The organism is Polaromonas sp. CG_23.6, from assembly GCF_029892315.1.
In the GTDB taxonomy this organism is placed as follows: domain Bacteria; phylum Pseudomonadota; class Gammaproteobacteria; order Burkholderiales; family Burkholderiaceae_C; genus Polaromonas.
Genome location: NZ_JARXUY010000001.1, coordinates 3,216,272 through 3,241,867 on the forward strand (window position 1 = coordinate 3,216,272; position 25,596 = coordinate 3,241,867).

Consider the following 25,596-nt stretch of genomic DNA (forward strand, 5'->3'; position numbering starts at 1 on the left):
GACCACACACAAAGCACAACATGTCCATTGATGCTCTTCTTCTTTTTGTTCCCGCGTGCTTCGCTCTGAACATGGCACCAGGCCCAAACAACCTCCTTTCCGTGTCAAATGCGACTCGCTATGGTTTTTGGTCCGCGTCAGTCGCTGGAGTCGGTCGCCTCATCGCCTTCGTCGGCATGATCGCCATTGCTGCAGCAGGTCTTGCCACCGTCCTTCAGGCCTCGGAGATTTTGTTTTACGCAGTCAAGGTCGTCGGGGCCGCGTATCTTTTCTACCTTGCGTTCCAGTTATGGAGGGCCGCTCCCGCCGACGAAAATACTAAACATACTGGCTCACGGCAAAGCATTTTTTCACTTGCACGCCAAGAATTTCTGGTTGCGGCGGGTAATCCAAAGGCCATCCTCATATTCACTGCATTTCTTCCTCAGTTCGTAGATATTTCAAAGCCTGCGGGACCACAGTTTGCTGTGCTTGGTGCGCTTTTTCTGGGTTTGGAATGGATTGCGATTGCAGCTTACGCATATATGGGAAGCCATCTGCGAAAATGGTTCTCGGAGCCTCGTCGACAGCAGATATTCAACCGTACTTGCGGATCGCTGCTGGGGACTGCAGGCATAGGTTTGCTTGCCGCACGGAGGTCAACTAGTGGAGCCTGACGGGTCGGCCCAGGGCGGACAGCCTGCGGCTGCGCCTGGCCTCCAACGCTAACCTGCCATTTGAGTGACTGCTTCGGAGCGCCGGTAAAGTCGGCTTCCAGCCCGCAGCGGAAATCACAGAGCTAAAACCTAGCCCAGCAAGTGGATCATTCTCGGTATCTCCTAGCCGACATTCGCGAACGGCAGGAACTGGCCCATCCATGCCGCTCAAACGTCAAACATGATTGACCGCTCCCGCTGCAAAGCAGTCACCCGCTTCAAGAAAAGCAAAGGCTGTCAATGCCAAGGCGGCAAATGTCACTGTCAGCAAACGCTGCACCGAAAACACTCCATCGCGCCATAAGGCAATCGAGCGTATTCAACGTCGCAAGCCGCTATATTTTCAATAGCTGCTTATGCCCGTGCCACAAGCGAAAAAGCCATTTTTAATGCCGATTTTCAGCCTATTCAAGCTAGTTTTCGCCGTCCAGCCCAGCGTTTGAACAGGCGCGGTAGCACCAGCACGGACACCACCACCACCAACAGGATCAGTGACACCGGGCGCTGCAAAAACACCATGGCGCTGCCCTCGCCGATCGACATCGCGTTGCGCAACTGCGCTTCGGCCAGAGGGCCGAGGATCATGCCGACGACCACCGGCGCGGTTGGAAAGTCAAAACGCCGCATGACCACGCCCAGGACGCCGATGCCGTACAGCAGGAACAAGTCAAACGCGCTCTGGCGCATGCCGTACACGCCAACCGTGGCAAAAATCAAAATGCCGGCGTAGAGGTAAGGCTTCGGGATTTTCAGCAGCTTGACCCACAGGCCGACCATCGGCAGGTTGAGCACCAGCAGCATCACGTTGCCGATGTAGAGCGAGGCGATCAAGGCCCAGACCAGCGACGACGAGGTGGTGAACAGCTGCGGGCCGGGCTGGATGCCATAGTTCTGGAATGCGCCCAGCAAAATCGCCGTGGTGTTCGACGTCGGAATTCCCAGGGTCAGCAGCGGAATCATGGCCATGGTGACGGTGGCATTGTTGGCCGCTTCCGGGCCGGCCACGCCTTCAATGGCGCCTTGCGTCCCAAACTCGGCCTTGTCTTCGCCCTTGGCGAGCTTTTTCTCGACTGCATAGCTCAGAAAGGTCGGGATTTCCGTTCCACCGGCCGGAATGCAGCCGAACGGCGCGCCTATCGCCGTGGCGCGCAGCCAGGCTGGCCAGGAACGGCGCCAGTCGCGCCGGGTCATGTGGACCCGGCTCAGCTTGTTCTGGGTATCGATGATGCGGCCTTCATAAAGCACTGCGTACATGGCCTCGGCAACGGCAAACAGGCCGACGGCGACCAGCACGATCTCGACGCCGTCGAGCAGTTCGGGAACGCCGCCGGTGTAGCGCGCCTGCGCCGAAATCTGGTCCAGCCCGACCAGGCCGGCAGCCAGACCGATGAACAGCGCCGTCATGCCGCGCACCGTGCTTTTGCCCAGCACCGCGCTCACGGTGGTGAAGGCCAGCAGCATCAGCATGAAGTATTCGGGCGGCCCGAGCTTGACCGCCAGGTCGGCGACGATGGGCGCGAACAGCGTGACCAGCACCGTGGCAATCGTGCCGGCCACGAACGAGCCGATGGCGGCGGTGGCCAGCGCCGCGCCGGCACGGCCGCTCTTGGCCATCTTGTTGCCTTCCATGGCCGTGACCATGCTGGCGGTTTCCCCCGGCGTGTTCAGCAAAATTGAGGTGGTCGAGCCGCCGTACATGGCGCCATAGTAGATGCCGGCAAAAAAGATCATCGATGCCGTGGCCTCGACCTTGACCGTGATCGGCAGCAGCATGGCCACGGCCACGGCCGGCCCGATGCCGGGCAGCACGCCAATGGCCGTGCCCAGCGCGCAGCCGACAAAGCACCAGATCAGGTTGATGGGCGTGGCCGCCGTGGCAAAGCCCTGCAGCAGCTGGTTGAAGATATCCATTTAGAGCCATCCCGTCGAGGTCAGGCCTGGCAGGTTGATGGCCAGGAATTGGGTGAACATCCAGAACACCGGGGCGGCAATGGCCATGCCGATCAGCGTGTCCTTGAGCATGGCCGCAGCCCCGCGGTCGTTGCGGCCTTCCGCGCCTTTGAGGCCCTGGACTGCCAGCACGAAACACAGCGTGCAGCTGAAGATAAAGCCGATGGTGGTGATCAGCGCGGCATTGGCCAGCAGCCCGGCCGACATCCAGGCAAAGCCCAGCCAGTAGGGCCGGGGGCCGTCAGCGGATTCGTCCATCGCCCGAAAGCCACCCGAGCGCGACTCCCAGATGATGAAGCCGCTGCACACCAGCAGCGACACGGCCACCAGCCAGGGCAGAAAGTTGGGGCCGACGCCGCCGTAACCGGCCGCCGACGGGATGGTGAGTGCGCCTGCGGCCAGACCGAGGCCGATCAGCAGCACGCCGACGCCAACCAGCGTCTGGAGCGGGTATGTATTTTTGGGAGTGGTCATCACTTGTTACCAATTGGGATATCTTCGGCGCACGAAAAGTTGACCGGAATGGAAGCTATTGCACAAACAACCGGTTTGCGGCGGTCGCACCCGCGCTGCATGGAGCAGGCACCGGCGAAAGGGAAGAACGGGAGCGCAACGCAGCAAAGCGGCATTCCCTTTTTTCCTTGAAAAATCACAGGAGGTAGCAGCCTGCGGCCTCAGATCATCCCGGACTTCACCATGGTGGCGCGCAAGGCGGCAAAGTCGTCATCGACAAACTTATCAAAAGCCGGACCGCTCAGCACGGCAGGCGTCCAGCTGTTTTTCTGGGAAGCTTCGAGCCAACTCTTGGACTTGACGGCCTTCAGGACCATGTCGGTGAGTTCCTGGCGCTGGGCCGGCGTGATGCCGGGCGCGCCATACACGCCGCGCCAGTTGCCGATCACCACGTTGATGCCTTGTTCCTTGAGCGTCGGAATGTTCACGCCCGGCAGGCGCGCTTCGGACGTCACCGCCAGCGCACGCATCTTGCCGGTGGTGATGTACTCGGCAAATTCGCTGTAGCCGCTGCCGCCGATGGTCACGTTGCCGCCCAGGATGGCCGCCGTGGCTTCGCCGCCGCCCCGGAAGGCGACGTAGTTGATCTTGGCCGGATCGGCGCCGACCTCGCGGGCAATCATGGCGGCGGCAATGTGCTCGGTGGCGCCGCGCGAGCCGCCGCCCCACTTCACGCTGCCCGGGTCTTTCTTCAGCTGCTCGACCACTTCCTTGATCGATTTGAAAGGTGAATCGGCCGGCACCACGAATACGTTGTATTCGCTCGACAAGCGCGCAATCGGCGTCGCCTGGCTCAGGCTGACGGGCGGCTTGCCCGTGATCTGTCCACCCAGCATCACCGCACCCATCACCATGAGGGCGTTCGGGTCGCCCTTGCTGCCGTTGACAAACTGCGCCAAGCCGAGCGCGCCGGCGGCGCCGCCCTTGTTGTCATAGCTCACGGTGGCGGCCGCGCCCGAATCGACCAGTGCCTTGCCCAGCGCCCGACCGGTGGTGTCCCAGCCGCCGCCGGGGTTGGCCGGCACCATCATCTTGACATTGGCAGCGGCAAAGGCCGACAGTGGAAAGGCACCCGCAGCCGCCAGGGCCGCCATGGATTTCAAAAAAGTGTCGCGACGCATGAATGTCTCCTTGTAGTGGAATGAACCCCTTGATGATGCATGCCGTGGCTGTCAAACGGCTGTCTTGAAACCTAGGGGAAAGTGCTAATGTCCGGGCCATGACTTCGACTCTGAAATTGCTGTTGATTGAAGACGACGCCTCGATGCAGACCGCTTTGCAGCGCACGCTCGGCCGACGCGGCATCGAGGTGTTCGCCTGCACCGACGGCCGGCTGGCCCTGGCGCAATGGACGTCCGTCCAGCCCGACGTGGTGGTACTTGACCTGAGCCTGCCGGGCCTCGACGGCCTGCAGGTGCTGGCGCAGGCACGCCGCCAGGGGCTGGCCACGCCAGTGCTGATCCTGACGGCGCGCGGCACGGTGGGCGACCGCATCATCGGCCTGAACACAGGGGCCGATGACTACCTGCCCAAGCCTTTCGACCTGGACGAACTGGAGGCGCGGCTGCGTGCGCTGGTCCGCCGCCGCCCTGCATCACATACCGAATCAGGCTCTACCGCCTATCTGGCGGGCACACTTCGCTATGAAAAAGAGAGTGGCGCCATTTACCACCATGGCCTGGTGCTGGACCTCACGCCGCGCGAACTGGCGCTGCTGCAGGCGCTCATCGTCAAGCCCGGCCATGCGGTGTCCAAGGAAAAGCTGTTCGAGCTGGTGTTTCCGGGCGAAGCCGAAGTGCAGTACGAAGCGGTCGAAGTGGTCGTCTACCGGCTGCGCAAGAAACTGATGGGGACCGGCGTGACGCTGGTCACGCTGCGCGGCCTGGGTTACCTGCTGAAGGTCGATGCGTGAGCCAGGATAAAGACAGCACAGCAAACGAACCGGCCAGCGCAGGGGCTACTTCACACCAGCCAGTGCCATGGAACCGGCTTCGCCGGACCATAGGCGCAACGGCCCCCTTGGGGGGCAGCGCAGTACGCGAAGCGACAAGCGTGGGGGCTATCTCGCTCAGGCGATACCTGCTTTTAGGCATCTTGCTGCCCGTCGGCCTGCTGGTCATCGTCAACACCGTGGGGCTGTACAACCAGGCGTTCAGCGCCATCAACACCGCCTATGACCGCACCCTGCTCGCTTCGGCCAAATCAATTGGCGAGCAGCTCGACGTGACCGGCTACGACGAGCTGTCCGTGTTGCGCGTTGCCGTCCCGTATGCCGCGCTGGAAGCCTTCGAGGCCGACAACCAGAGCCGCCTGTTCTACCGCGTGTCCAGCCTGGACGGCGAAATGGTGTCGGGTTTTGCCGGACTGCCGTTTTGGCGCGGCCGCATTCCGGCCAAGCCGCCGTATGCTGCACTGGTGGATTTTTATGACGATGTGTTTGGCGATGACGCGGTGCGCGTCGCTGTGCTGCTGCAGCCGGTCGCCAGTTCCAAAGGCCGGGGCATGGCCGTCATCCAGGTGGCGGAAACGCTGGAACTGCGCACCACTCTGGCGCGCAAGATTTTGTTCGACACGCTGTGGCGACAGGCGCTGCTGCTGGCCGTGATTGCGCTGGTGGTGGTGGTCGTGGTGCAGCGCGCCACGCGGCCGGTACGCCGGCTCAGCGCCGAACTTCAGGCCAGGGCCGAAGGCGACCTGAGCGTCATTGACGCGCGCGATGCGCCGCGCGAACTGCTGCCGCTGGTTGATGCCACCAACCAGGTGATGGGCCGGCTGCAGCACCTGCTGGAAAACCAGAAGCGCTTCGTGCGCGACACCGCGCATCAGCTGCGCACGCCGCTGGCGGTGCTCAAGGTGCAGGTGCAGTCGGCGCTGCGCGGCGACCTGGACGCGAACGAGGCGCTGGCCGACATCAGCCAGACGGTGGACCGCGCCACGCAGCTGGCCAACCAGATGCTGGCGCTGGCCAAGGTCGAGCAATTGCGCCAGCAGCCCGACCCGCAGGCCATTGACCTGGCCCAGGTGGCGCGGCAGGTGGCGCTGGACCTGTCGCCGCTGATTGCCGAAAAGGACATCGACTTCGGCATCGAGACGCAGCCCGGACGCGTCCAGGCGCATGAATGGATGCTGGGCGAGCTGACGCGCAACCTGCTGCACAACGCCATCAAGCACACGCCGCCGGGCGGAAACTTGACGGTGCGCACCGCCTGCGAGGCCGGCCGGGTGGTCTTGAGCGTCAGCGACAGCGGCCCCGGCATTCCGGACGAGCTGGCGGCGCGGCTCTACCAGCCCTTTTCGGCCGGCGACGTTCCCCACGGCTCCGGCCTGGGACTGGCCATCTGCCTGGAGATCGTACAGGCGCTGGGCGGCAGCATCGCACTGGAAAATCGGCTTGCACATGGCAGGGTGATGGGCCTTGATGCCACGGTGCGACTGCCACTGGTCCAGAATATGAAATCAGGAGAAAGATGAATGGAAAAATTGCGCATCGACAAATGGCTCTGGGCCGCACGCTTTTACAAGACGCGTTCGCTCGCCGTGGAGGAAATCGATAAGGGACGCGTCCGCGTCAATGACCTCGAAGCCAAGCCTTCGCGCGAAGTCAAGGCGGGAGACACCGTGGCGCTGCGGCAGGGAACGCTTGTCCGCACGCTGGTGGTCCGCGGCATCAGCAGCCAGCGCGGTCCGGCGCCGGTGGCGCAGCAGCTTTATGAGGAAACCCCGGAAAGCCTGGCGCTCAAGGCGCAGGCTGCCGAACAACGGCACCTGACCAGCGACCCCGCCAGCACGCTGGAACACGGCCGTCCCACCAAGCGCGACCGCCGCAGCATGGACAAGGCCCAAGGCAAGGACTGGGACAACCGCTGGAGCGCCTCGGCCGACCGTTAGCCGATCACCCGTTAATTGCTACTTTTTTAATAGCTGCTTGCGCACGTTCCCATTGCGCAAGAAGGCTTTTTAATCAAAAATATGTAACCACTCAGTTCGCTTTTCAGGTTTACGCGCATATCAGGTATTGCTGTCATTGCACCTCTTCTGTCATCCCGCCTCTTCTGTCATCCCGGGCTTGACCCGGGAACCATGCATTGTGTTCAGCGGGTGAATGGATTGCGGATCAGGTCCGCAACGACAGAATAGAACACGGCAAGTTTCCTGCGACCCGGGCAGTTTCGAAACTACATCGCCGGTGCGGCGCTCATGGCCTTCAGGTTGGCCTTGAGCTGCTGGCTCATGGGCAGGTTCAGGTTCACGCCTTTGGGGGGAATCGGCGACATGAACCACTTGGTGTACAGCTTCTCGAATTCGCCCGACTTCATCAGGCGGGTGATGGTGCCATCGACCAGCTTCTTGAATTCCGGGTCGTCTTTGCGCAGCATGCAGGCGTAGGGCTCGACCTGCAATGAATCACCCACCACTTCCAGCGCCGCAGGATTCTTGGAGTTGGCCATCAGGCCGAACAGCAGGATGTCGTCCATGGCAAACGCCAGGGCGCGGTCGTTTTCCACCAGAAGCAGCGAATCATCATGGTCCTTGCCGAGGATCAGTTGCATGTCGAGGTTGTTGTCGGCGTTGTACTTGCGCATCACCTGCGCGTTGGTGGTGCCGGTGGTGCTGGCCACCGTTTTTTTGGCCAAGTCGGCATAGTTTTTAATGCCCGAGCTTTTCTTGGTCAGCAAACGCGTGCCAGTGTAGAAATGGTTGATGGCAAACGTCACATCCTTGCCCCGGGCGGTGTTGTTGGTCGTCGATCCGCATTCGATGTCATAGGTGCCGTTGACCAGCAATGGAATTCGGTTTTGCGAAGTTACCGGCATGGTGGCAACTTGAAGATTGGGCTTGTTGAGCTTCTTGCGCACGTCGTCCACGATGGCATCGGTCAGTTCGACTGAAAATCCGACCGACTTGGACGAGCCGATCAGGTAGCTGAACGGCACCGACGCCTCGCGGTAAGACACGGTGATCTTGTTGCTTTCATTGATTTTCTGAAGGGTCTGCGCGCTGGTGCCAGAGGCCAGACCGAAGGTCAGCAAAACGGCGGTCATGAGGATCGAGGGTGTCATGCTTTTATCTTTCAAGAAAGTAAAGGGCGCTTGCGTGTCAGGAAAAAATTTTCCACAACAAGCAACCCAGATGAGTGACGCTGATTTTGACCATAAACCTGTCGTGCAAGCCTATGGTTTACCCAAGCCCAGACCTGACCGGACGCCTGACACAACCGCCGCAATGCATTAACCAACAACTGCGTGCAGAGCTGCGGCTTTCAACTGTGCACAGCGCACGCCCCAAGAGGAGCGGCAGCAGCCATCACGCGTCTTGCCACGTGTCAACGATGACTGCAGCAATTCATTAGTCCGTTTGCCAGATTGACTGAATTGACAGCAATCACGATCATCTCAGGCGTTCGGCAATTCCTCAAAGGTCGGGCGAACATTGAAATCCACCCGTGAAACGTCTGATGGAAAAGAACGCACTGCGGCCTTGAAAGTTGAAATACACAAGCGGCAGCAGACCCACCATTGGCCAAGAATCACCCACAAGCAGAAAAGATGAAACCAACTATTGTTTTTCTTGTGATGTCCGCTGTCAGCAAGCCGGAAACGGTCGATCAGCTTGCCAGAGCCCTGGCACCGCATACCGTTCTGGTGCACCATGATTTTCACCAGACACCCGTGTTTTCGCTGTGCGCTCCGAATGTTGTCTTTGTTCCCGATCCCAAGCGCACGGGCTGGGGTCTCTTCAGCTTTGTCGAAGCGATCTTTCATTCAATGCAGTTCGCGCTGCACAACCTTGATTTTGACTACCTTCAGTTGTTGAGCCCCTCGTGCCTGCCGATCAAACCGATGGAAAAGTTTGAAGTGCATATTTCGGGCCCTGCCGATGCGCATTTCGACTGTGTTGACGTGTTGGGCGACCAGGATGCGCTGATGTCGATCGGCTACAGGGCATTGCTGCCCGACATGTCATTGCGGTTTCGGGTGGCCAGGCGCCTGTCAAACGTGTACTTCGGCGCCTCACAGGGCAGGCGCGAAGAAGCTGGAATCTGGCTGCGCAGTGGCGATCGAAGAAATCCCCTGTCATGGCTCGCGCTTCAGTGCACCAAGTCAATCGGACAGAAATCCATCGCCAATCACATTTTTGACGAAAATTTTCGCCCCTATTACGGCACGACCTGGTTCGGCGCACGCCGGCATGTCGTGGCTGAAATGGTTGCCCTGTTTGGGCGCCCCGAGATAAAAGACTATTTCAGCCGCCTGTGCCTGCCTGAGGAAATCGTGCTGCCCACCTTGCTGATGCATCTGCAACTGACCAAAGGGCCGATGAACCACTGTTTCCAGCACTATGTCCAATCGCACCCGCGCCTGTTCGAGGCAGAAGACATCGAGCAGCTCAAGGCATCGCCTGCCTTCTTCGGGCGCAAGTTCCCCAATGACCCGGCAGCGCCGGTTCGCGCCAGGGTGCTTGCCGAGATGGTTGGCATATAGGCGCAAGAACGCAAGGCCGGGCCTGGCACCCGCCAACCCGGATGCGCAGTCTGGCTTATAGTGCCAAGTCTTTCCCCACACGCTCTGTGCAGCAGACCCAAACCCCATGAAAACAAAAGCCGCCGTCGCATGGCAAGCAGGCCAGCCCCTGACCATTGAAACCGTTGACCTGGAAGGTCCGAAGTTCGGCGAGGTGTTGGTCGAGATCAAAGCCACCGGCATTTGTCACACCGACTATTACACGCTCTCGGGCGCCGACCCGGAGGGCATCTTTCCGGCCATCCTGGGCCACGAAGGCGCGGGCATAGTGGTCGATGTCGGCCCCGGCGTGACGTCGCTCAAAAAAGGCGACCACGTCATTCCGCTCTACACGCCCGAATGCCGCCAGTGCAAGTTCTGCCTGTCGCGCAAGACCAATTTATGCCAGCTGATTCGCGGCACCCAGGGCCAGGGCCTGATGCCCGACGCCACCAGTCGCTTCAGCCTCGACGGCAAGCCCATTTTTCACTATATGGGCACCTCGACCTTCAGCAACTACACCGTCGCGTCCGAAATCTCGCTGGCCAAGATCCGCAAGGACGCGCCGTTCGACAAGGTTTGCTACATCGGCTGCGGCGTCACCACCGGCATTGGCGCGGTGCTGTTTACCGCCAAGGTCGAGGCTGGCGCGAATGTCGTGGTGTTTGGCCTGGGCGGCATTGGCCTCAATGTGATCCAGGGCGCCAAAATGGTCGGCGCTGACAAGATCATCGGCGTCGATCTGAACCCCGAGCGCGAGGCGATGGCCCGCAAGTTCGGCATGACGCACTTTTTGAACCCCAAGGCGATTGAGGCGGCTGGCGGCAACATCGTCGATGCCATCGTGCAGCTGACCGACGGCGGCGCGGATTACAGCTTCGAGTGCATCGGCAACACCAAGGTGATGCGCCAGGCGCTTGAATGCACGCACAAGGGCTGGGGCCGCAGCATCATCATTGGCGTGGCTGAAGCGGGCGCTGAAATTTCAACCCGTCCCTTCCAGCTGGTCACCGGCCGCAAGTGGGAAGGTTCGGCCTTCGGCGGCGCACGCGGCCGGACCGACGTGCCAAAAATTGTCGACTGGTACATGGAAGGCAAGATCAACATCGACGACCTGATCACCCACACCATGCCGCTCGAAGACATCAACAAGGGCTTTGACTTGATGAAAAGTGGCGAATCCATTCGCGGCGTCGTGCTGTACTAGCCCCCACGTTCCCCACTTCCTGTGGTTCGCTGCCCCCCGGAGGGGGCCGTTGCGCCTGCGGTCTGGCAAAGCCAGTCCCGCGGCCCCTGCTTGCAAAGAAGAAGGCCGCCCCGGCTGGCAGCCTTTGATTGAACTGAAAAGTCCATGACAACACCCTTCGAATTGATCAACGAGCACGCCTGCTTTGGCGGCAAACAGTGCTTTTACCAGCATGTGTCCAGCGAAATCGGCCTGCCGATGAAGTTCTCGGTGTTCTTGCCGCCGCAAGCCTCAACAGGCCCGGTTCCCGCGCTGCTGTATCTGGCGGGCCTGACCTGCAACGAAGAAACCTTCATGACCAAGTCGGGCGCCCAGCGCCTGGCCGCCGAACTGGGCTTGGCGCTGATTGCACCCGACACCAGCCCGCGCGGCGCCCAAGTGCCGGGTGAATCCGACAGCTGGGATTTCGGCCTGGGCGCCGGGTTTTACCTCGATGCCACGCAAGCGCCCTGGGCGGAAAATTACCGTATGGAAAGTTATCTCACGGCCGAATTGCTGCCTTTGCTAACGGCCGTGTTGCCGATTAACGCCGAGCGCATCGGCATCTTTGGCCATTCGATGGGCGGACATGGCGCCTTGACCCTGGCGCTGCGCCATCCGGGCCTGTTCAAGTCTGTGTCGGCCTTTGCGCCGATTTGTGCACCCAGCCAATGCCCGTGGGGCGAAAAAGCGTTCACCGGCTATCTGGGCACCGACACATCGCAGTGGCAGGCCCACGATGCCAGCGCGCTGATGCGGAAAAGTACCAGCGCGCCCTGCCCTGGCGGCATCTTGATTGACCAGGGTTTGGGCGACAAATTTTTGCCGGACCAGTTGCATCCGGACCTGTTTGAAGCGGCCTGTGCCGCAGTCGGCCAGCCCCTTACGCTGCGCCGTCATGCCGGCTACGACCACGGCTACTACTTCGTCGCCACCTTCATGGACGATCATCTGAGGCATCACGCCGGCCAGTTGAACCATTAAGGCGAAGCTAAGTTTGGTCTCGTAAAATGCCGCGTTATGCCGCTGCACCTGCCTGATCCTTCCAAACCACCTACTCCTTTCTCACCTCGTTCCCTTGCCCTGAATGAAAAAGCGCTGCCAGCCGGCATGCGGCCGGTTTGGGTGGTTGTACTTGCCAGCTTCTGGCTTGCCACGGTCTGTAACGTGGCGCTGTGGCGCACGCTGGCCCGGCTGCCCGACTTGAGCAACAGTCAGGCGTTCACAGTCAGCATCGCACTTGCGCTGGTCATCGGGTTGACGACGGCTGGATTGCTCAGCCTGCTCGCCTGGCGCTGGACGCTCAAGCCGGTCATCATGCTGTTTTGCGTCTCGGCGGCTTTCGGCGCCTATTTCATGATGGCCTATGGTGTTGTCATCGACAAGTCGATGCTGGTCAACGCCCTGCAGACCGATATGCGCGAAACGCGTGACCTGTTGAACTGGCGTCTGCTGGCCACCGTGCTGGTCTTGGCAGTGCTGCCCTGCGTGCTGCTGTGGCGCCAGCACATCCGGCTGCAAAACCCGACGCGCCAGGCGGTCTCCAACCTGGTCGCACTGCTGGCGAGTTGTGCCCTGCTGGTCATGGTGCTGGTGCTTTTCTTTCAAAGTATTGCCTCGGTGATGCGCAACTATCCCCAGGTGCGCTACCTGATCAATCCGCTCAATTCTTTTTACGCATTGGGCCTGGTGGCGGCCAAGCCGTTTCAGCGCAACGAATCGGCCATCCTGCCGCTGGGCGAAGACGCCACGCTCGGCGCCACCTACACCGCACAGGCCAAGCCGCCACTGCTCCTGCTGGTGCTGGGCGAAACCGGGCGCAGCGTGAATTTCGCGGTCAACGGCTACAGCCGCCCCACCACGTCCGAATTGTCCAAAGAAAACATTGCCAGCCAGCGCAACGCCTGGTCTTGCGGCACCAGCACGGCAGCCTCGGTACCGTGCATGTTTTCCAATTTCGGGCGGGCAAACTACGAATCGCGCCCGGCCAATTACGAGGGCTTGATGGACGTGCTGCAGCATGCGGGGCTGGCCGTGCTCTGGCTCGACAACCAGTCAGGCTGCAAAGGCGTTTGCGACCGTGTTCCGAATGTCAACACCAGCCAGCTGAAAGTGCCCGGCCTGTGCGACGGTGATGAATGCTTCGACGAGGTCATGCTGAAAGACCTGGACGCGCGCATTGCCGCGCTGCCCGCCGAGCGCCGGGCCAAGGGCGTGGTAGTCGTGATGCACCAGATGGGCAGCCATGGCCCGGCCTATTTCAAGCGGTCGCCAGCCGCCTTCAAAAAATTCCTGCCCGAATGCACTGACAACGCCCTGCAAAGCTGCACACAGCAAGGGCTGATCAATGCTTACGACAACAGCATCGTGTACACCGATCACCTGCTGGCGTCCAGCATCCAGTGGCTCAAGACGCAGGAGCCGCTCTCATCGCCTGCAATGCTGTATGTGGCTGATCACGGCGAGTCACTGGGCGAAAACAACATTTACCTGCACGGCATGCCCTACAGCGTCGCGCCCGACGTGCAAAAGCATGTGCCCTGGATCACCTGGCTGTCGCCCGGCTTCGAGCAGCGCAGCAAGATCACCACTGCCTGCCTCAAACAGCAGCTTGACGCACCGGTCAGCCACGACAACTATTTTCATTCGGTGCTGGGCCTGATGAATGTGCAGACCCGCGTCTACACGCCAGCGCTGGACATCTATGCACATTGCGGCCAGTCGTAGCGCCGCCGATCAATGCCTGCCCTGATTGGCTGTAGGGTTTATGGGATTTAAAATCATATTTGGGAAAGTCAGTTTATTATTCGATTAACGTCTGAATTAACAACTATTTATTCAATATAAGCATATGAATATCCGTAGAACACTGGTTTCCACACTTCTTTTGTCACTGGCATTGAGCGCAACAGCGGCTGATCTGCTTGACACCGTCAAGCAGCGCGGCACCCTCAAAGTAGCGCTGGAAGGCACTTATCCGCCGTTCAATTACAAGGAAAACGGCCAGTTGGCGGGTTTTGAAGTCGAGCTGTCAAATGCCCTGGCGCAAAAAATGGGCGTCAAGGCTGATTTCAGCACCAGCGAATGGAGCGCCATTCTGGCCGGCTTGCAGGCGGGAAAATACGACGTGGTCATCAACCAGGTCGGCATCACCGACAAGCGCAAGGAAACCTTCGACTTCTCCACGCCTTACACCATTTCAAGCCCACAGCTCATCATTCGCCAGGACGAAAAGCGCGAATTCAAGACGCTGGCTGACCTGAAGGGCAAAAAACTTGGTTTGGGCCAGGGCACCAATTTTTCAGAAGTCGCCAAGGCCGTCGGCGGCATTGACATCAGGACCTATCCCGGTTCGCCCGAGTATTTGCAGGATCTGGCGTTGGGCAGGATTGATGCCGCGCTGAACGACAGCCTCTTGATTCCCTACATCGTCAAGAAAACCAAACTGCCGCTCAAACCCGGCGCACCCGTCGGGGAACTGGAAAAATCCGGCATTGCTTTCGTCAAGGGTAACCCGCAGTTCAAGGCCGCCATCGACAAGGCGCTGGCCGATTTACAGGCCGACGGCAGTTTCGCCAAAATGTCGAACAAATGGTTTGACCGCGACGTGAGCAAACCGCCAGTCGCCAAGTAACTTCCGTCCCGCCACGCGCCGCCACTTACGGCAGGCGCCAGACCCCCACCCGGCGCGACGCCGGGTTTTTTAATTGTGGAGAGCTTTATGGATATCACTGGTTTGACCGGCTTGCTTCAGGACGCCCTGCCGCTGATGCTCAAAGGCGCGCTGTGGACGCTGCTACTGGCCGTGGCATCGGTTTTTTTCGGCGCCATCATTGGCACGCTGGTGGCCATCACGCGACTGGCCAAGGTGCCGCTGCTGTCGCAGTTCGCCGCGCTTTATGTCAGTTGCATGCGCGGCACACCGCTGCTGGTGCAACTGTTTGTGATCTATTTTGGCCTGCCCAGCATCGGTATCCAGTTTGATCCGATCAGCGCGGGCATTTTGAGTCTCAGCCTGAATGTCGGCGCCTACCTGTCTGAAACGATTCGCGGCGCCATCAACGGCGTGACGCATGGCCAGACCAATGCGGCCCTCAGTCTGGGGCTGACGCAAACCCAGGCGATGCGTTATGTGATTGGCCCGCAAGCCCTGCGACTGGCGGTTCCCAGCCTGTCGAACAGCCTTATCAGCCTCATCAAGGACACCTCGCTGGTGTCGGTGATTGCCGTGGGCGAGTTGATGCTGGCGACCAAGGAAGTGATTGCCACCACCTTCCAGCCGTTTCCACTCTATCTGGCGGCCGCCGCCATTTACTGGGCCATGAGCGCCTTTTTTGAAACCCTGCAGAAAAAGCTTGAAACCCTCCTGAACCGGAGCTACTTGCGCTGACCTGGCATGCTCAAGCGCCGACCAGGCTGTTGTACGCCCGGCGCGTTTCGGGCGCCACCGCCGCCAGCACCTGTTCATAGGATGTTTTTTGCCGGCCCAGCATGCGGGCAGACGCCACAATTTTGGATTTGCAGAACCAGTGGCAGGTGTGTTGCAGCAAAAACAACTCGGCGCTCAGGGTATAGGCCTTGTCCCGGGGGCTTCTCTGGTCGGTATTGGTGGCCACGAGTGTGATGCCTTGCGCATGAATGGCCAATGCCTTGCGCAGGTCAAACGTGATGGCGGGAAACAGCTTGTCGGCAAACGGAATGGCCATCGGCAGCTTGCTGACGCGTGTTTGCTCTTCGTCAAGTTTGGAAAAATCGGCCACAAAACGCTTGAGCTGGTCGCACAGCGACGCTTCGGTGGCGTCTTGCAGATGCCAGATCTGTTCCCGGCGTATCAAGTCCGTCTCGCCCAATGCGCGCAAGTAACCGTCCGTCAGGCTTTCCATCTGTTTTTCAATCTGGTATTTCCCGAGATGGCTGCCCAGCAAGGCAATGCGCCCGCGCTGGTATTTCGACTTGAGCATGTGCGCGGCGATGGCGACAAACATCGTCAGCATAAAAATATCCATGGGTACGGTTTTTTCGGAAAAATTGGAAAGATTAGAAGAATGGAAAGCGTCAAAGCGAATACGGAAGTGTAGTCACCCTGTGTTTTCGGGCAGCAAAACTGGCCCGGATTGTCGCGTTGCCGTCAGGGCACTGACTTGACGCATATTTTGTGCGCCAATCCAGATGGTTTTTTTATGGATAAAAACCACCAGCCCCGCCCCAGCTGCCCCAGGTCATCAACGTGATCGGCCGCGTGGCGAAAAACGTGGTTGAAAACCGCCATTTGACCCGACAGGTCGTTGAAAGTTCGACGCACATGGCGGCTGAAGCGCGCCGTGCTTCAACACGCCATCGGCTTCACGGGGCGGGTGACGCGATAGCCGCGCCCTGCGCCGCGGCCTCCACGTACCAGCCGCCGCCCAACACCTTGTATAACGTGATGCGGTTGACCTGCTCGGACAACGCCAGGACGATCAGGGTTTGCTGCGCGCTGTAAAGCGAGCGCTGGGCGTCCAGCACCGGCAGGTAACTGTCGGCACCGAGCTTGTAGCGGGCTTGTGAAAGCGTGAAGGCGCGCTGAGTGGCGTCGCGTAACGATTGCTGGGCCGCCAGGCGTTCGCCCAGCGTGGCGCGGTCAGCCAGCGCATCGGCCACTTCGCGAAATGCGGTTTGCAGCGTTTTCTCGTATTGCGCCAGCGCCGTGTCACGCGTCACCTGGGCCACTTGCAGGTTGGCACGGTTGCGGCCGGCATCAAAAATCGGCAGCCGGATCTGCGGTACAAAGCTCCAAATGCCGCTGCCGCTGCCAAACAGGCCCGCCAGGCCCGAACTGGCCGTGCCGGCCGATGCCGTCAAGCTGATACCGGGGAAAAACGCCGCGCGTGCGGCGCCAATGCTGGCATAGGAGCCGCGCAACGTGTATTCGGCCGCTTGCACATCGGGACGGTTTTGCAGCACTGAAGACGGCAGGTTGGCAGGCACCGCCAGCAGCATAGCCGCCGGGGTGGCCTTGAGCCGGTCAACGGTCTGCGTTTCTGGCGCGACTTGCATTGCCCCGTCCGGCAGCATCCCTGGCGGCACCGGCGCGCCTGCCAGCAAGGCCAGGGCGTTGCGGTCACGTGCCACCTGACGGGTGTATGCGGCCACCTCAACGCGGGCGGAATCCACTGTGGTTTGGGCTTGCGCCAGCGTCAGGCCCGAACTGGCACCCAGCGCGTGGCTGCGCTTTGTCAGGTCAAACGAAGCCTGGCGGCTGCGCAAGGTGTCTTGCGCCAGTTGCAAAAGCCGGCCATCGGCGTCCAATGTGAGCCAGGCATTGGCGACTTCGGCCACGAGGCTCAATTGCACGCTGCGGCGGTTTTCTGCCGTCCGAAAGAATTCCTGCAAGGCAGCGTCATTGAGGTTGCGAACCCGGCCAAAAAAATCGATTTCGTAGCTGCTGAATCCAAGCTGTGCGCTGTACTGGGTGCGGATTGACGAGGCATTGCCACTGCTGCTCTGGTCCTGACCCCGGGAGCGGCTGCGGCTGCCAACGCCGCTGGCATCGACAGACGGAAACAGGTCGGCGCGCGAAATGCCGTATTGGGCACGCGCTTTTTCTATCGTCAAGGCCGCAATCCGCAGGTCACGGTTGTTCTCCAAGGCCAGCGTCACCACTTCGCGCAGCCGGGGCGCTTGCAAAAAGTCGTTCCAGCCGAGCGTGGACAAGCCCGGCAGCGCTTCGCCATCGGGCATGACCAGCGCGCTGTCGTCAAGCGTGGCCGGAACGGGTAATGCCGGGCTTTCGTAGGCGGGTGCCAGACTGGCACAACCGGCGAGTGTGGCGATGGCGGCGAGTGCGACGCCACGCCGGGCCGGAATAGCAAAGCGCATCATGCGGCAGTCTCCGGTGGAGTGGCGGCCTTTTCAGCCGAACGCCTTGAAAAGAAACCGCGAATCAGGAGAAAGAACACCGGCACAAAGAAAATCCCCAGGGCGGTAGAGAAAATGATGCCGCCGAGCACGGCCGTACCAATCGCCTGTCGACCGCCCGCCCCGGCGCCTGAGGCAATGGCCAGCGGCAACACACCGAAGCCAAAGGCCAGCGAAGTCATCAAAATCGGCCGCAGACGCATGCGAACCGATTCCAGCGTGGCGTCAAAGACGTTGCGTCCGGCCGCTTGCAGCTGGGTGGCAAATTCAACGATCAGGATTGCATTTTTCGAGGCCAGCCCCACGGTGGTCAGCAAGCCCACCTGGAAATACACGTCGTTGGACAAGCCGCGCGTGCCGGTGAACACCAAGGCACCCAGAATGCCCAGCGGTACGGCCAGAATCACCGCCAGCGGGATGCTCCAGCTTTCGTACAAAGCCGCCAGGCACAGGAACACGAACAGGATGGAAATGGCGTACAGCATCGGTGCTTGCGCGCCCGACAAGCGTTCCTGGTAAGACGCGCCTGTCCATTCGTAGCCAATGCCCGTCGGCATTTCCTTCATGATGACTTCAATCGCATCCATCGCCACCCCGGTGCTCACGCCAGGCGCGGCGCTGCCCACGAACTCGTAGCTCGGGCTGCCGTTGTAGCGTTGCAGCTGGGGTGAACCAAAGGTCCATTTCGTCTGGCTGAAGGCAGAGAACGGCACCATTTCGCCCTGCTTGTTGCGAACCGTCCAGGGCCCGATGTCCTTGGGCAGCATCCGGTAAGGCGCATCGCCTTGGATGTAAACGCGCTTGACGCGGCCATTGTTCAGGAAATCGTCGATGTAAGCACCGCCCAAGGCGCTGGACAACACGTTGTTCACGTCGGCTGCGGACAAGCCCAGCGCGGCGGCCTTGCGGTCGTCAATGATGACGCTCAACTGCGCCCTGTCATCCAGGTTGTTGCTGCGCATACTGGTTATTTCAGGACGGTCTTGCGCCAGCGCAAGCAGCTTGTCCTTGGCGTCGATCAGGGCTTGATGGCCCAGGCCATTCAAGTCCTTGAGCTGGAAGTTGAAGCCTGCATCCGAGCCCAAGCCGCGCACAGCCGGCGGCAGGCTCACAAAGATGCGCGCATCGCGGATCACTTTCAGCTCCTGCGTCGCCTTGCGCGCGATGGCGTCCGCCGACTGCTCGGGCCGGTGGCGTTCACCCCAGTCGGTCAGCCGAACAAATCCGCGGGCCGAGCTTTGGTCCCCGCCCAGACCGGTGATTGAGTAAAAACTGATGACATCGGGCTGCTGGCCAAAGTATTTCTGCACCTCGGCCATCACGACCTGCAAACGCGCATCCGAAGCGCCCGACGGCAAACTGATCTGCACCCTGACAAAACCCTGGTCTTCATTGGGCAGAAATGACGTTGGCAATCGCGCGAACATCACGGCCACAACGGCGCACAACAGCAAAAACACCACGACCATGCGCTTGCTGCGCCGCATCAGCTTGCCCACCAGCCCCTGGTAGCGGTCGGCACTGCGGTCAAAGTGGTGGTTGAATCCGCCAAAGAAACGGTCGCTGAGGCGCAGCAAGCCCTTGCGCTGCGTGCCCTCATGCGCGGTGTGGTGGCCCTTTTTAACCGGCTTGAGAAAGGTCGCGCACAGGGCCGGTGTCAGCGTCAGCGCGACAAACACCGACAACGCCATGGCCGACACGATGGTGATGGAGAACTGGCGGTAGATCACCCCGGTCGAGCCGCCAAAAAACGCCATGGGAATGAACACCGCCGACAGCGTGAGGCCGATACCCACCAGCGCCGGGGTGATTTCGCTCATCGATTTGCGCGTTGCCTCCTTCGGCGACAGGCCTTCCTGGCTCATCACGCGCTCTACGTTTTCCACCACCACGATGGCATCGTCCACCAGCAGTCCGATGGAAAGAATCATGGCAAACATGGTCAGCGCGTTGATCGAATAGCCCGCTGTCGCCATCACGCCAAAGGTGCCCAGCAGCACCACCGGAACGGTGATGGCCGGAATCAGGGTGGCACGCAAGTTCTGCAGGAAAACGAACATCACCAGCACCACCAGAATCATCGCTTCCACCAGTGTGACCAGCACGGCCTTGGTCGATGCGCGCACAAAAGGCGTGGAGTCCGAGCTGACGAAGGGCACCAGCCCATACGGGAAATAGGGCTGCAATTGTGCAATCCTGGCGTTCACCGCATCGCCGACGGCCATTGCATTGGCGCCATCGGACAGCACCAGGCCAATGCCGGCGCCCGGCTGGCCATTCAGGCGTGCGGTGGTTGACAGGTTGTCTGCGCCCAGTTCGACGCGGGCCACGTCCTTGAGCACTACCACGGCGCCGTCAGGGCTTGACTTGAGCAATACGTTGTTGAACTCTTCAACCGTTTTTAGCCGGCTGCGTGCAGTGACCGCCGCATTGAGCTGCTGATCGCCTACGGCAGGCAGCGTGCCCAGCTGGCCCGCCGAAACCTGGGCATTCTGGGCATTGATAGCCACGCGCACGTCCGAGGGCATGAGGGCAAACTTCTCCAGCCTGGCGGGGTCAAGCCAGATGCGCATGGAGTAATTGGTGCCAAACATGCGCACGTCGCCGATCCCGTCGATGCGGCCAAGAACATCCACCAGATTGCTGGTCAGGTAGTCGCCAATGTCCACCTGGGTGATGCTGGGGTCAGCCGAGGAGAAGGAGATGACCATGAAGTATTCACTGCCGCCCTTGGTCACGCTCACGCCGCTGTTTTGCACAGCCTCCGGCAGGCGCGACAACGCCTGCTGCAGCTTGTTTTGCACCTGCACCTGGGCCACGTCGGTGTTGGTGTCCGGGTTGAAGGTCAGCGTGGTGCGCGAGCGGCCCGAGGCATCGCTGCTCGACTCCATGTAGAGCAGGTTGTCCAGCCCGGTGAGTTGCTGCTCGATGACCTGGGTGACCGAGTTTTCAACCGCTTCGGCCGAAGCGCCGTTGTAGTTTGCGTTGATGGAAACACGCGGCGGCGCAATGTCGGGGTATTGCTCGACCGGCAGTGTGCTGATCGATAGCGCGCCAGCCAGCATGATGACGATGGCCAGCACCCACGCAAAAATGGGACGGTTGATGAAAAAATGAGCCATGGTGACCAGATCCTCAGCGCGCGCCGGATGCAGCGGACGCTGCAGGCATGACCGCTTGCGCTGCTTCTGGAGAACCGGCGCCGGAAGCTTTCGTCACCACCTCGATTGCCTTGACCGTGTCGCCCGCCTTGATGCGTTGCAGGCCATCCACCACGACACGGTCGCCCGCCACCAGTCCGCTGACCAACTGCCAACGGCTGCCCACGGCCGCATCCACCTTGATGCGTCGGCGTTCTATCTTGTTGTCCTTGTCGACCAGCAGCACATTGGCATTCCCGGTGGCGTCGCGGGTCACGCCTTGCTGCGGCACCAGCAGGGCCTGCTCGTTCACGCCAGCCTCCAGCACCGCGCGCACATACATGCCCGGCATCAGCAAGCCCTGGGGATTGGGCACCACGGCGCGCAGGGTGACAGCGCCAGTGCCCGGGTTCACGTTGACGCCGGAAAACTGCAGTTTGCCAGGATGTTGGTAAACGCTGCCATCCTCGAATTTCAGGGTGATGCGTGCTGAAGCAGCATCGCTGCGCTGGAAACGTCCGCTGGCCATGTCACTTTTCAGCCGCAGCACTTCAGTGCTGGACTGCGTGACGTCGACATACAGCGGGTCAAGCTGCGACACCGTGGTCAGCGCCGCCGCCTGGTTGGCCGTCACCAGCGCGCCTGGCGTGACACTGGACGTGGTGGTGCGCCCTGAAATGGGGGCAACGATGCGCGTGTAGCTCAGGCTGATGCGCGCATTTTCCACCGCCGCCCTGGCCACGGCCACGTCGGAACGCGCCAGCACCAAAGCGGCCTGGCTGTCGTCGTCGACCTGGCGGCTGATGGCGTCGATCTTTACCAGTTCGGCATTGCGCCTGGCCGTTGCCTCGGCAGCGCCCACGGCCGCCTGGACCTTGGCCAGCGAAGCCTGCGCGCTGGCTTGCGCCGCCTGGTAGCTGGCGGCGTCGAGCTGGTACAGCACCTGGCCCGCCTTGACCAGCGCGCCTTCGGTGAACAGCCGCTTTTGCACGATGCCGCCCACCTGCGGGCGGATTTCGGCGCTTAAAAAGGCACTGGCACGGCCAGGCAATTCGGTGGTGATGGTCTGGCGTTCGGGCTGCAGCGTGACGACGCCAACCTCCACCGGGCCGGACGGTGCGGGAGCTGCCGCCTTGTCAGAACAAGCCGTCAGTGCGCCGGCCAGTGCCAGCACGGCCACAACAGGGCGCCAGCAACACGTGGTGGACTGGAGCGAGCGGGGTTTGGGAAAGCGTGAAGATTGAAGCAAGTTAGAGGTCCGGCAGTCAGCGCGGAAAAGGAAAAGGTTCCACACAAAAGAAATGAGTTTTGCCGGGAATCACCCTGCCCTCCAAGGCTGGAGGAATATTGAATGCTGCGATTCCTGGGGGTCATCGCGCCGGGTGCTATCGCCGGCTATTTTAATGATCCCATGTAATCTCCCGTGTTGGCTCACCGTTGATTTTTGAGGTTATTTCTTTTGCTTCAGCTCTTCGCGCGCATTGTCATGGCTCGAACCCGGCATTGCGGCCCAAATTGTGTTGGCTGCCCGACAAAACTGTCCGGGAACGGCTGGCATCCATGCGGCTTGCCAATGGCGACCGATTTATACCGTCTGGCGCGGGAGGCAGCGCTAAAGCTGACATGTACAACGATTTAAAGCTATCAATTAAATAGCTTCTTGCTCCCGTCCAGCATGCGCAAATGGCATTTTTTACTTGAATTTATTGCATTGCACGGCGCATCAGGCCGCAAAGCGAAATTTGAACCGGAAGGAATACAGCGAAGCCCTGGATTCAACGTTTCGGTACAACACACGGCCCGCGCCCAACGACAGTGCAAACGCCGCCAGCAAACCCGCCCCATTGGCCAGCAAATCCGCAGGCCAAAACTGGCTGACCACCGCATTGACCAGCAGGCAGACCGGAAAGTGAATCAGGAAAATTGAATACGACATTTGCCCCAGTCTGGCCAGTTGCCGCTGCGGCCAGCGTGGCGCGCCTGGCCCTGAAGCCATGCGTTGCAAGAACACCAGCCCGAACGCCACGACCAGCGCCACCAGCAGCCGTCCCCTGAAATCCAGCAGCAACGCGCTGCCGGCCAGCAAGCCGATGCCCAGCAGCCACTCCCGACGCCGACCTGAATTTGCGGCCCAGAAAGCCAGCATGCCCAAGCCATAAGCGCCAAAGAAATACACCCCGGCCGTGTCCCAGCGGCTGTGGTTGTTGAACAGGAACAACGACGCTGCGCAAACGATCACCGTCAACATCAGCCCCGGCGCAACCGGCCAGACCAGCAAGCCCGGCCAGCGCCGCTCCAGCCGTCGCGACAGGCTGAACAGCAGCACCGCCATCGCAAACAACTGGAAATCAATCGCCACATACCAGACGCCGGCGGACAAGCCTTCAAACGCCAGCAGGTCCTGCAGCAGCAGCCCATGCGCCAGCAACTGGAACAGCGTCGGCGCCGATGGCAGCGACGCATGGTCAAACCACGGGCGCACCAGCGCCGCCACGGCAACGCTCGCCGCCACCGCCACCAGATAAGGCAGCACCAGCCGCCGGTAGCGGCGCGCCATCAAGCGGCCCGGCGACGCATAGGTCGCCTGCCCTTGCGGCGCCAGCGACCTGGCCGCCAGAAAGCCGCCTATGACCAGAAACACCTGAACGGCCATGCGGCCGTAGTCATACAGCCAGTCGGTCAGCGCGGGCGCATGGGGATACAGCACATCCGACATCGGCCCGTAAAAAGCCAGGTGGTGCCAGATGATGAGCACACAGGCCAGCCCCTTGAGCGCGTCAATGCCGGGTTGACGCAGGTGAACAGGCCGGCCCATCAGGCCAGCAGACGCTGGCGCGCGGGTTCAGATGGGCGCAGGCGCCGGGCAATAAAAACAGCGTTCACGCGGGCTTGGCGGTCAACACCTGCCGCCGCAGTTCAAACTCCCGACGCAGCTCGCGGCGGATTTTGGCGTCGGCGTAACGGCGAATCTGGTCAGGCGTTTCGGGTTCGAGCGGCGCAATGGCTTTTGGCTTGCCGTATTCGCCCACGGCGACCATGGTGAAAAAGCAGCTGTTGGCATGCCGCACACTCTGGCCCCGGATGTTTTCAGTGATCACCTTCACGCCCACTTCCATCGACGTGTTGCCGGTGTAGTTGACCGACGCCAAAAATGTCACCAGCTCGCCCACATGGATCGGCTCGCGGAACATGACCTGATCGACCGACAGGGTGACAACGTACTCGCGTGCGTAGCGGCTGGCGCAGGCATACGCCACTTGGTCGAGCAATTTGAGAATGGTGCCGCCGTGGACATTGCCGGAAAAGTTGGCCATGTCGGGGGTCATCAGCACGGTCATGCTGAGTTGGTGATTGGGGAGGGACATGCAGGGCGTTGGAAAATGGAAAGCGCGATGTTACAGGTGATTACTGTGTTTGGATTCGAAAAACCGGCGAATAAGCACTACCGACTTATCCGCCCCCAAAGACAAAACCCTTCCCTATCAGCGCTCAGTCAACCCAACAACCGCGCCCGCGCCTCTTCATACTCCCGCTTCAACTGCGCCACAAAATCAGCCGTGCTTTGCACCTTGCTGACCGCGCCAATACCCTGGCCGCAGCCCCAGATGTCTTTCCAGGCTTTGCTCTTGTCGCCGCCGAAGTTCATCTTGCTGGGGTCGCTTTCGGGCAGGTTGTCGGGGTCCATGCCGGCGGCGCGGATGGACGGGGCGAGGTAGTTGCCGTGCACGCCGGTAAACAGGTTGCTGTAGACGATGTCGTCGGAATTGCTTTCGACAATCGCCTGCTTGTAGGCGTCTGACGCCCGGGCTTCTTCGGTGGCGATGAAGGCCGAGCCGATGTAGGCAAAGTCGGCCCCCATGGCTTGCGCGGCCAGCACGCCGCCGCCGGTCGAGATCGAACCCGACAGCGCCACCGGGCCGTCGAACCACTGGCGGATTTCCTGGATCAGGGCGAACGGGCTTTTCACGCCGGCATGGCCGCCTGCGCCGCAGGCCACGGCAATCAGGCCGTCGGCGCCTTTTTCAATCGCCTTGTGGGCATGCTTGTTGTTGATGATGTCGTGCAGCACCACGCCGCCCCAGCCGTGTACGGCCTGGTTCAGGTCTTCGCGCGCGCCCAGCGAGGTGATGATGATGGGCACCTTGAAGCGGGCGCACATTTCCAGGTCATGTTCCAGCCGGTCGTTGGACTTGTGCACGATCTGGTTGATTGCAAACGGCGCGGCTGGCTGGTCCGGGTTCGCCAGGTTGTAGGCGGCCAGCGTCTCGGTGATCTCGGCCAGCCAGTCTTCAAGCTGCGCGGCGGGGCGCGCATTGAGGGCGGGTACAGAGCCGACGACGCCCGCCTTGCATTGCTCGATGACGAGCGTGGGGTTGCTGATGATGAACAGGGGCGAGCCGATGATGGGCAGTGGCAAATGGTTCAGGGCGCCGGGAAGTCTGGACATGGTGTTCTCCGTTGTCATTGTTTATTTTTTGCAACCACTCAGGTCGCTCGAAGCTGTTCGCATTCACTTTTGTCATTGCGGACTGAGCCTGCCCCGGCCTCGATCCGGGGATCCGCTATCCATGCCCCCCGCTGTAGAGAAGGGATGGATCCCGGGTCGAGCCCGGGATGACAGAAGAGGCAGAGATAACATCAAAACCTGTTGTTGCGCATTAACCTGAAAAGCGGCT

21 protein-coding genes are annotated in these 25,596 nt (G+C 60.8%); 10 read left to right on the forward strand and 11 right to left on the reverse strand.

What is annotated here, in order from left to right; all coding sequences use genetic code 11:
* The first annotated feature begins 20 nt into the window (after positions 1-20).
* Positions 21-656 carry a LysE family translocator gene (locus H4V98_RS15245; RefSeq protein WP_196862315.1) on the forward strand — a complete coding sequence of 212 codons (636 nt, stop codon included), beginning with the start codon at positions 21-23 and terminating at the stop codon, positions 654-656.
* 447 nt (positions 657-1,103) lie between these two features.
* On the opposite strand, the gene H4V98_RS15250 is transcribed toward H4V98_RS15245, so the two are convergent.
* The 3 genes from H4V98_RS15250 to H4V98_RS15260 all read right to left on the reverse strand — a co-directional run bounded on the left by H4V98_RS15250 (position 1,104) and on the right by H4V98_RS15260 (position 4,279).
* On the reverse strand, positions 1,104-2,606 hold the full coding sequence (locus tag H4V98_RS15250; RefSeq protein ID WP_196862316.1) for a tripartite tricarboxylate transporter permease: 1,503 nt from the start codon (positions 2,604-2,606) through the stop codon (positions 1,104-1,106).
* On the reverse strand, positions 2,607-3,119 hold the full coding sequence (locus H4V98_RS15255) for a tripartite tricarboxylate transporter TctB family protein (protein ID WP_196862317.1): 513 nt from the start codon (positions 3,117-3,119) through the stop codon (positions 2,607-2,609).
* Between the two features lie 200 nt (positions 3,120-3,319).
* On the reverse strand, positions 3,320-4,279 hold the full coding sequence (locus H4V98_RS15260; protein ID WP_196862318.1) for a tripartite tricarboxylate transporter substrate-binding protein: 960 nt from the start codon (positions 4,277-4,279) through the stop codon (positions 3,320-3,322).
* 98 nt (positions 4,280-4,377) lie between these two features.
* Between H4V98_RS15260 and H4V98_RS15265 the strand changes: the two genes are divergently transcribed.
* The 3 genes from H4V98_RS15265 (at position 4,378) to H4V98_RS15275 (ending at position 7,046) form a co-directional block, all read left to right on the forward strand.
* Positions 4,378-5,070: a response regulator transcription factor gene (locus tag H4V98_RS15265; RefSeq protein ID WP_196862319.1), complete on the forward strand. Its 693-nt coding sequence runs from the start codon at positions 4,378-4,380 to the stop codon at positions 5,068-5,070.
* A gap of 149 nt (positions 5,071-5,219) precedes the next feature.
* Positions 5,220-6,629 (forward strand): sensor histidine kinase, encoded by a 1,410-nt coding sequence (locus H4V98_RS15270; protein ID WP_196862454.1) that lies wholly within the window; start codon positions 5,220-5,222, stop codon positions 6,627-6,629.
* A complete protein-coding gene (locus H4V98_RS15275; RefSeq protein WP_196862320.1) occupies positions 6,630-7,046 on the forward strand; it encodes an RNA-binding S4 domain-containing protein in 417 nt (138 codons plus the stop codon).
* Between the two features lie 287 nt (positions 7,047-7,333).
* Here H4V98_RS15275 and H4V98_RS15280 read toward each other — a convergent pair whose 3' ends face one another.
* Positions 7,334-8,218 (reverse strand): transporter substrate-binding domain-containing protein, encoded by an 885-nt coding sequence (locus H4V98_RS15280; RefSeq protein WP_196862321.1) that lies wholly within the window; start codon positions 8,216-8,218, stop codon positions 7,334-7,336.
* Positions 8,219-8,704: 486 nt separating this feature from the next.
* On the opposite strand from H4V98_RS15280, the gene H4V98_RS15285 reads away from it, so the two are divergent.
* From H4V98_RS15285 to H4V98_RS15310, 6 genes are all read left to right on the forward strand, one after another.
* The gene (locus tag H4V98_RS15285; protein WP_196862322.1) at positions 8,705-9,640 is read left to right on the forward strand and encodes a beta-1,6-N-acetylglucosaminyltransferase; all 936 of its coding nucleotides are present in this window, start codon (positions 8,705-8,707) and stop codon (positions 9,638-9,640) included.
* A 106-nt stretch (positions 9,641-9,746) separates the two neighbouring features.
* Complete coding sequence (locus H4V98_RS15290) at positions 9,747-10,865, forward strand: S-(hydroxymethyl)glutathione dehydrogenase/class III alcohol dehydrogenase (protein ID WP_196862323.1); 1,119 nt, start codon at positions 9,747-9,749, stop codon at positions 10,863-10,865.
* Between the two features lie 144 nt (positions 10,866-11,009).
* Positions 11,010-11,867: an S-formylglutathione hydrolase gene (fghA, locus tag H4V98_RS15295; protein ID WP_196862324.1), complete on the forward strand. Its 858-nt coding sequence runs from the start codon at positions 11,010-11,012 to the stop codon at positions 11,865-11,867.
* 126 nt (positions 11,868-11,993) lie between these two features.
* Positions 11,994-13,610 carry a phosphoethanolamine--lipid A transferase gene (locus H4V98_RS15300; protein ID WP_231374583.1) on the forward strand — a complete coding sequence of 539 codons (1,617 nt, stop codon included), beginning with the start codon at positions 11,994-11,996 and terminating at the stop codon, positions 13,608-13,610.
* 124 nt (positions 13,611-13,734) lie between these two features.
* Complete coding sequence (locus H4V98_RS15305) at positions 13,735-14,517, forward strand: transporter substrate-binding domain-containing protein (protein ID WP_196862326.1); 783 nt, start codon at positions 13,735-13,737, stop codon at positions 14,515-14,517.
* Positions 14,518-14,604: 87 nt separating this feature from the next.
* On the forward strand, positions 14,605-15,273 hold the full coding sequence (locus tag H4V98_RS15310; protein ID WP_196862327.1) for an amino acid ABC transporter permease: 669 nt from the start codon (positions 14,605-14,607) through the stop codon (positions 15,271-15,273).
* Positions 15,274-15,283: 10 nt separating this feature from the next.
* Here H4V98_RS15310 and H4V98_RS15315 read toward each other — a convergent pair whose 3' ends face one another.
* The 7 genes from H4V98_RS15315 to H4V98_RS15345 all read right to left on the reverse strand — a co-directional run bounded on the left by H4V98_RS15315 (position 15,284) and on the right by H4V98_RS15345 (position 25,367).
* Positions 15,284-15,889, reverse strand: coding sequence for a hypothetical protein (locus tag H4V98_RS15315; RefSeq protein WP_196862328.1), 606 nt, complete (start codon positions 15,887-15,889; stop codon positions 15,284-15,286).
* 337 nt (positions 15,890-16,226) lie between these two features.
* Complete coding sequence (locus H4V98_RS15320) at positions 16,227-17,744, reverse strand: efflux transporter outer membrane subunit (RefSeq protein WP_280757673.1); 1,518 nt, start codon at positions 17,742-17,744, stop codon at positions 16,227-16,229.
* On the reverse strand, positions 17,741-20,902 hold the full coding sequence (locus H4V98_RS15325; RefSeq protein WP_280757674.1) for an efflux RND transporter permease subunit: 3,162 nt from the start codon (positions 20,900-20,902) through the stop codon (positions 17,741-17,743). The genes H4V98_RS15320 and H4V98_RS15325 overlap by 4 nt, the downstream gene beginning before the upstream one ends.
* A gap of 13 nt (positions 20,903-20,915) precedes the next feature.
* Positions 20,916-22,100: an efflux RND transporter periplasmic adaptor subunit gene (locus H4V98_RS15330; RefSeq protein WP_280757860.1), complete on the reverse strand. Its 1,185-nt coding sequence runs from the start codon at positions 22,098-22,100 to the stop codon at positions 20,916-20,918.
* Positions 22,101-22,643: 543 nt separating this feature from the next.
* Positions 22,644-23,735 (reverse strand): acyltransferase, encoded by a 1,092-nt coding sequence (locus tag H4V98_RS15335; RefSeq protein WP_196862330.1) that lies wholly within the window; start codon positions 23,733-23,735, stop codon positions 22,644-22,646.
* A gap of 64 nt (positions 23,736-23,799) precedes the next feature.
* A complete protein-coding gene (locus H4V98_RS15340; RefSeq protein ID WP_196862331.1) occupies positions 23,800-24,285 on the reverse strand; it encodes an acyl-CoA thioesterase in 486 nt (161 codons plus the stop codon).
* A gap of 128 nt (positions 24,286-24,413) precedes the next feature.
* Positions 24,414-25,367 carry a nitronate monooxygenase family protein gene (locus tag H4V98_RS15345; protein ID WP_196862332.1) on the reverse strand — a complete coding sequence of 318 codons (954 nt, stop codon included), beginning with the start codon at positions 25,365-25,367 and terminating at the stop codon, positions 24,414-24,416.
* Positions 25,368-25,596 lie beyond the last annotated feature (229 nt).

Excerpts from the sequence above, each read along its gene's own strand:
- H4V98_RS15245 (WP_196862315.1), top strand. The coding sequence starts at position 21 with ATGTCCATTGATGCTCTTCTTCTTTTTGTTCCCGCGTGCTTCGCTCTG.
- H4V98_RS15250 (WP_196862316.1), bottom strand. The coding sequence starts at position 2,606 with ATGGATATCTTCAACCAGCTGCTGCAGGGCTTTGCCACGGCGGCCACG.
- H4V98_RS15255 (WP_196862317.1), bottom strand. The coding sequence starts at position 3,119 with ATGACCACTCCCAAAAATACATACCCGCTCCAGACGCTGGTTGGCGTC.
- H4V98_RS15260 (WP_196862318.1), bottom strand. The coding sequence starts at position 4,279 with ATGCGTCGCGACACTTTTTTGAAATCCATGGCGGCCCTGGCGGCTGCG.
- H4V98_RS15265 (WP_196862319.1), top strand. The coding sequence starts at position 4,378 with ATGACTTCGACTCTGAAATTGCTGTTGATTGAAGACGACGCCTCGATG.
- H4V98_RS15275 (WP_196862320.1), top strand. The coding sequence starts at position 6,630 with ATGGAAAAATTGCGCATCGACAAATGGCTCTGGGCCGCACGCTTTTAC.
- H4V98_RS15280 (WP_196862321.1), bottom strand. The coding sequence starts at position 8,218 with ATGACACCCTCGATCCTCATGACCGCCGTTTTGCTGACCTTCGGTCTG.
- H4V98_RS15285 (WP_196862322.1), top strand. The coding sequence starts at position 8,705 with ATGAAACCAACTATTGTTTTTCTTGTGATGTCCGCTGTCAGCAAGCCG.
- H4V98_RS15290 (WP_196862323.1), top strand. The coding sequence starts at position 9,747 with ATGAAAACAAAAGCCGCCGTCGCATGGCAAGCAGGCCAGCCCCTGACC.
- fghA (WP_196862324.1), top strand. The coding sequence starts at position 11,010 with ATGACAACACCCTTCGAATTGATCAACGAGCACGCCTGCTTTGGCGGC.
- H4V98_RS15300 (WP_231374583.1), top strand. The coding sequence starts at position 11,994 with ATGCGGCCGGTTTGGGTGGTTGTACTTGCCAGCTTCTGGCTTGCCACG.
- H4V98_RS15305 (WP_196862326.1), top strand. The coding sequence starts at position 13,735 with ATGAATATCCGTAGAACACTGGTTTCCACACTTCTTTTGTCACTGGCA.
- H4V98_RS15310 (WP_196862327.1), top strand. The coding sequence starts at position 14,605 with ATGGATATCACTGGTTTGACCGGCTTGCTTCAGGACGCCCTGCCGCTG.
- H4V98_RS15315 (WP_196862328.1), bottom strand. The coding sequence starts at position 15,889 with ATGGATATTTTTATGCTGACGATGTTTGTCGCCATCGCCGCGCACATG.
- H4V98_RS15320 (WP_280757673.1), bottom strand. The coding sequence starts at position 17,744 with ATGATGCGCTTTGCTATTCCGGCCCGGCGTGGCGTCGCACTCGCCGCC.
- H4V98_RS15325 (WP_280757674.1), bottom strand. The coding sequence starts at position 20,902 with ATGGCTCATTTTTTCATCAACCGTCCCATTTTTGCGTGGGTGCTGGCC.
- H4V98_RS15335 (WP_196862330.1), bottom strand. The coding sequence starts at position 23,735 with ATGGGCCGGCCTGTTCACCTGCGTCAACCCGGCATTGACGCGCTCAAG.
- H4V98_RS15340 (WP_196862331.1), bottom strand. The coding sequence starts at position 24,285 with ATGTCCCTCCCCAATCACCAACTCAGCATGACCGTGCTGATGACCCCC.
- H4V98_RS15345 (WP_196862332.1), bottom strand. The coding sequence starts at position 25,367 with ATGTCCAGACTTCCCGGCGCCCTGAACCATTTGCCACTGCCCATCATC.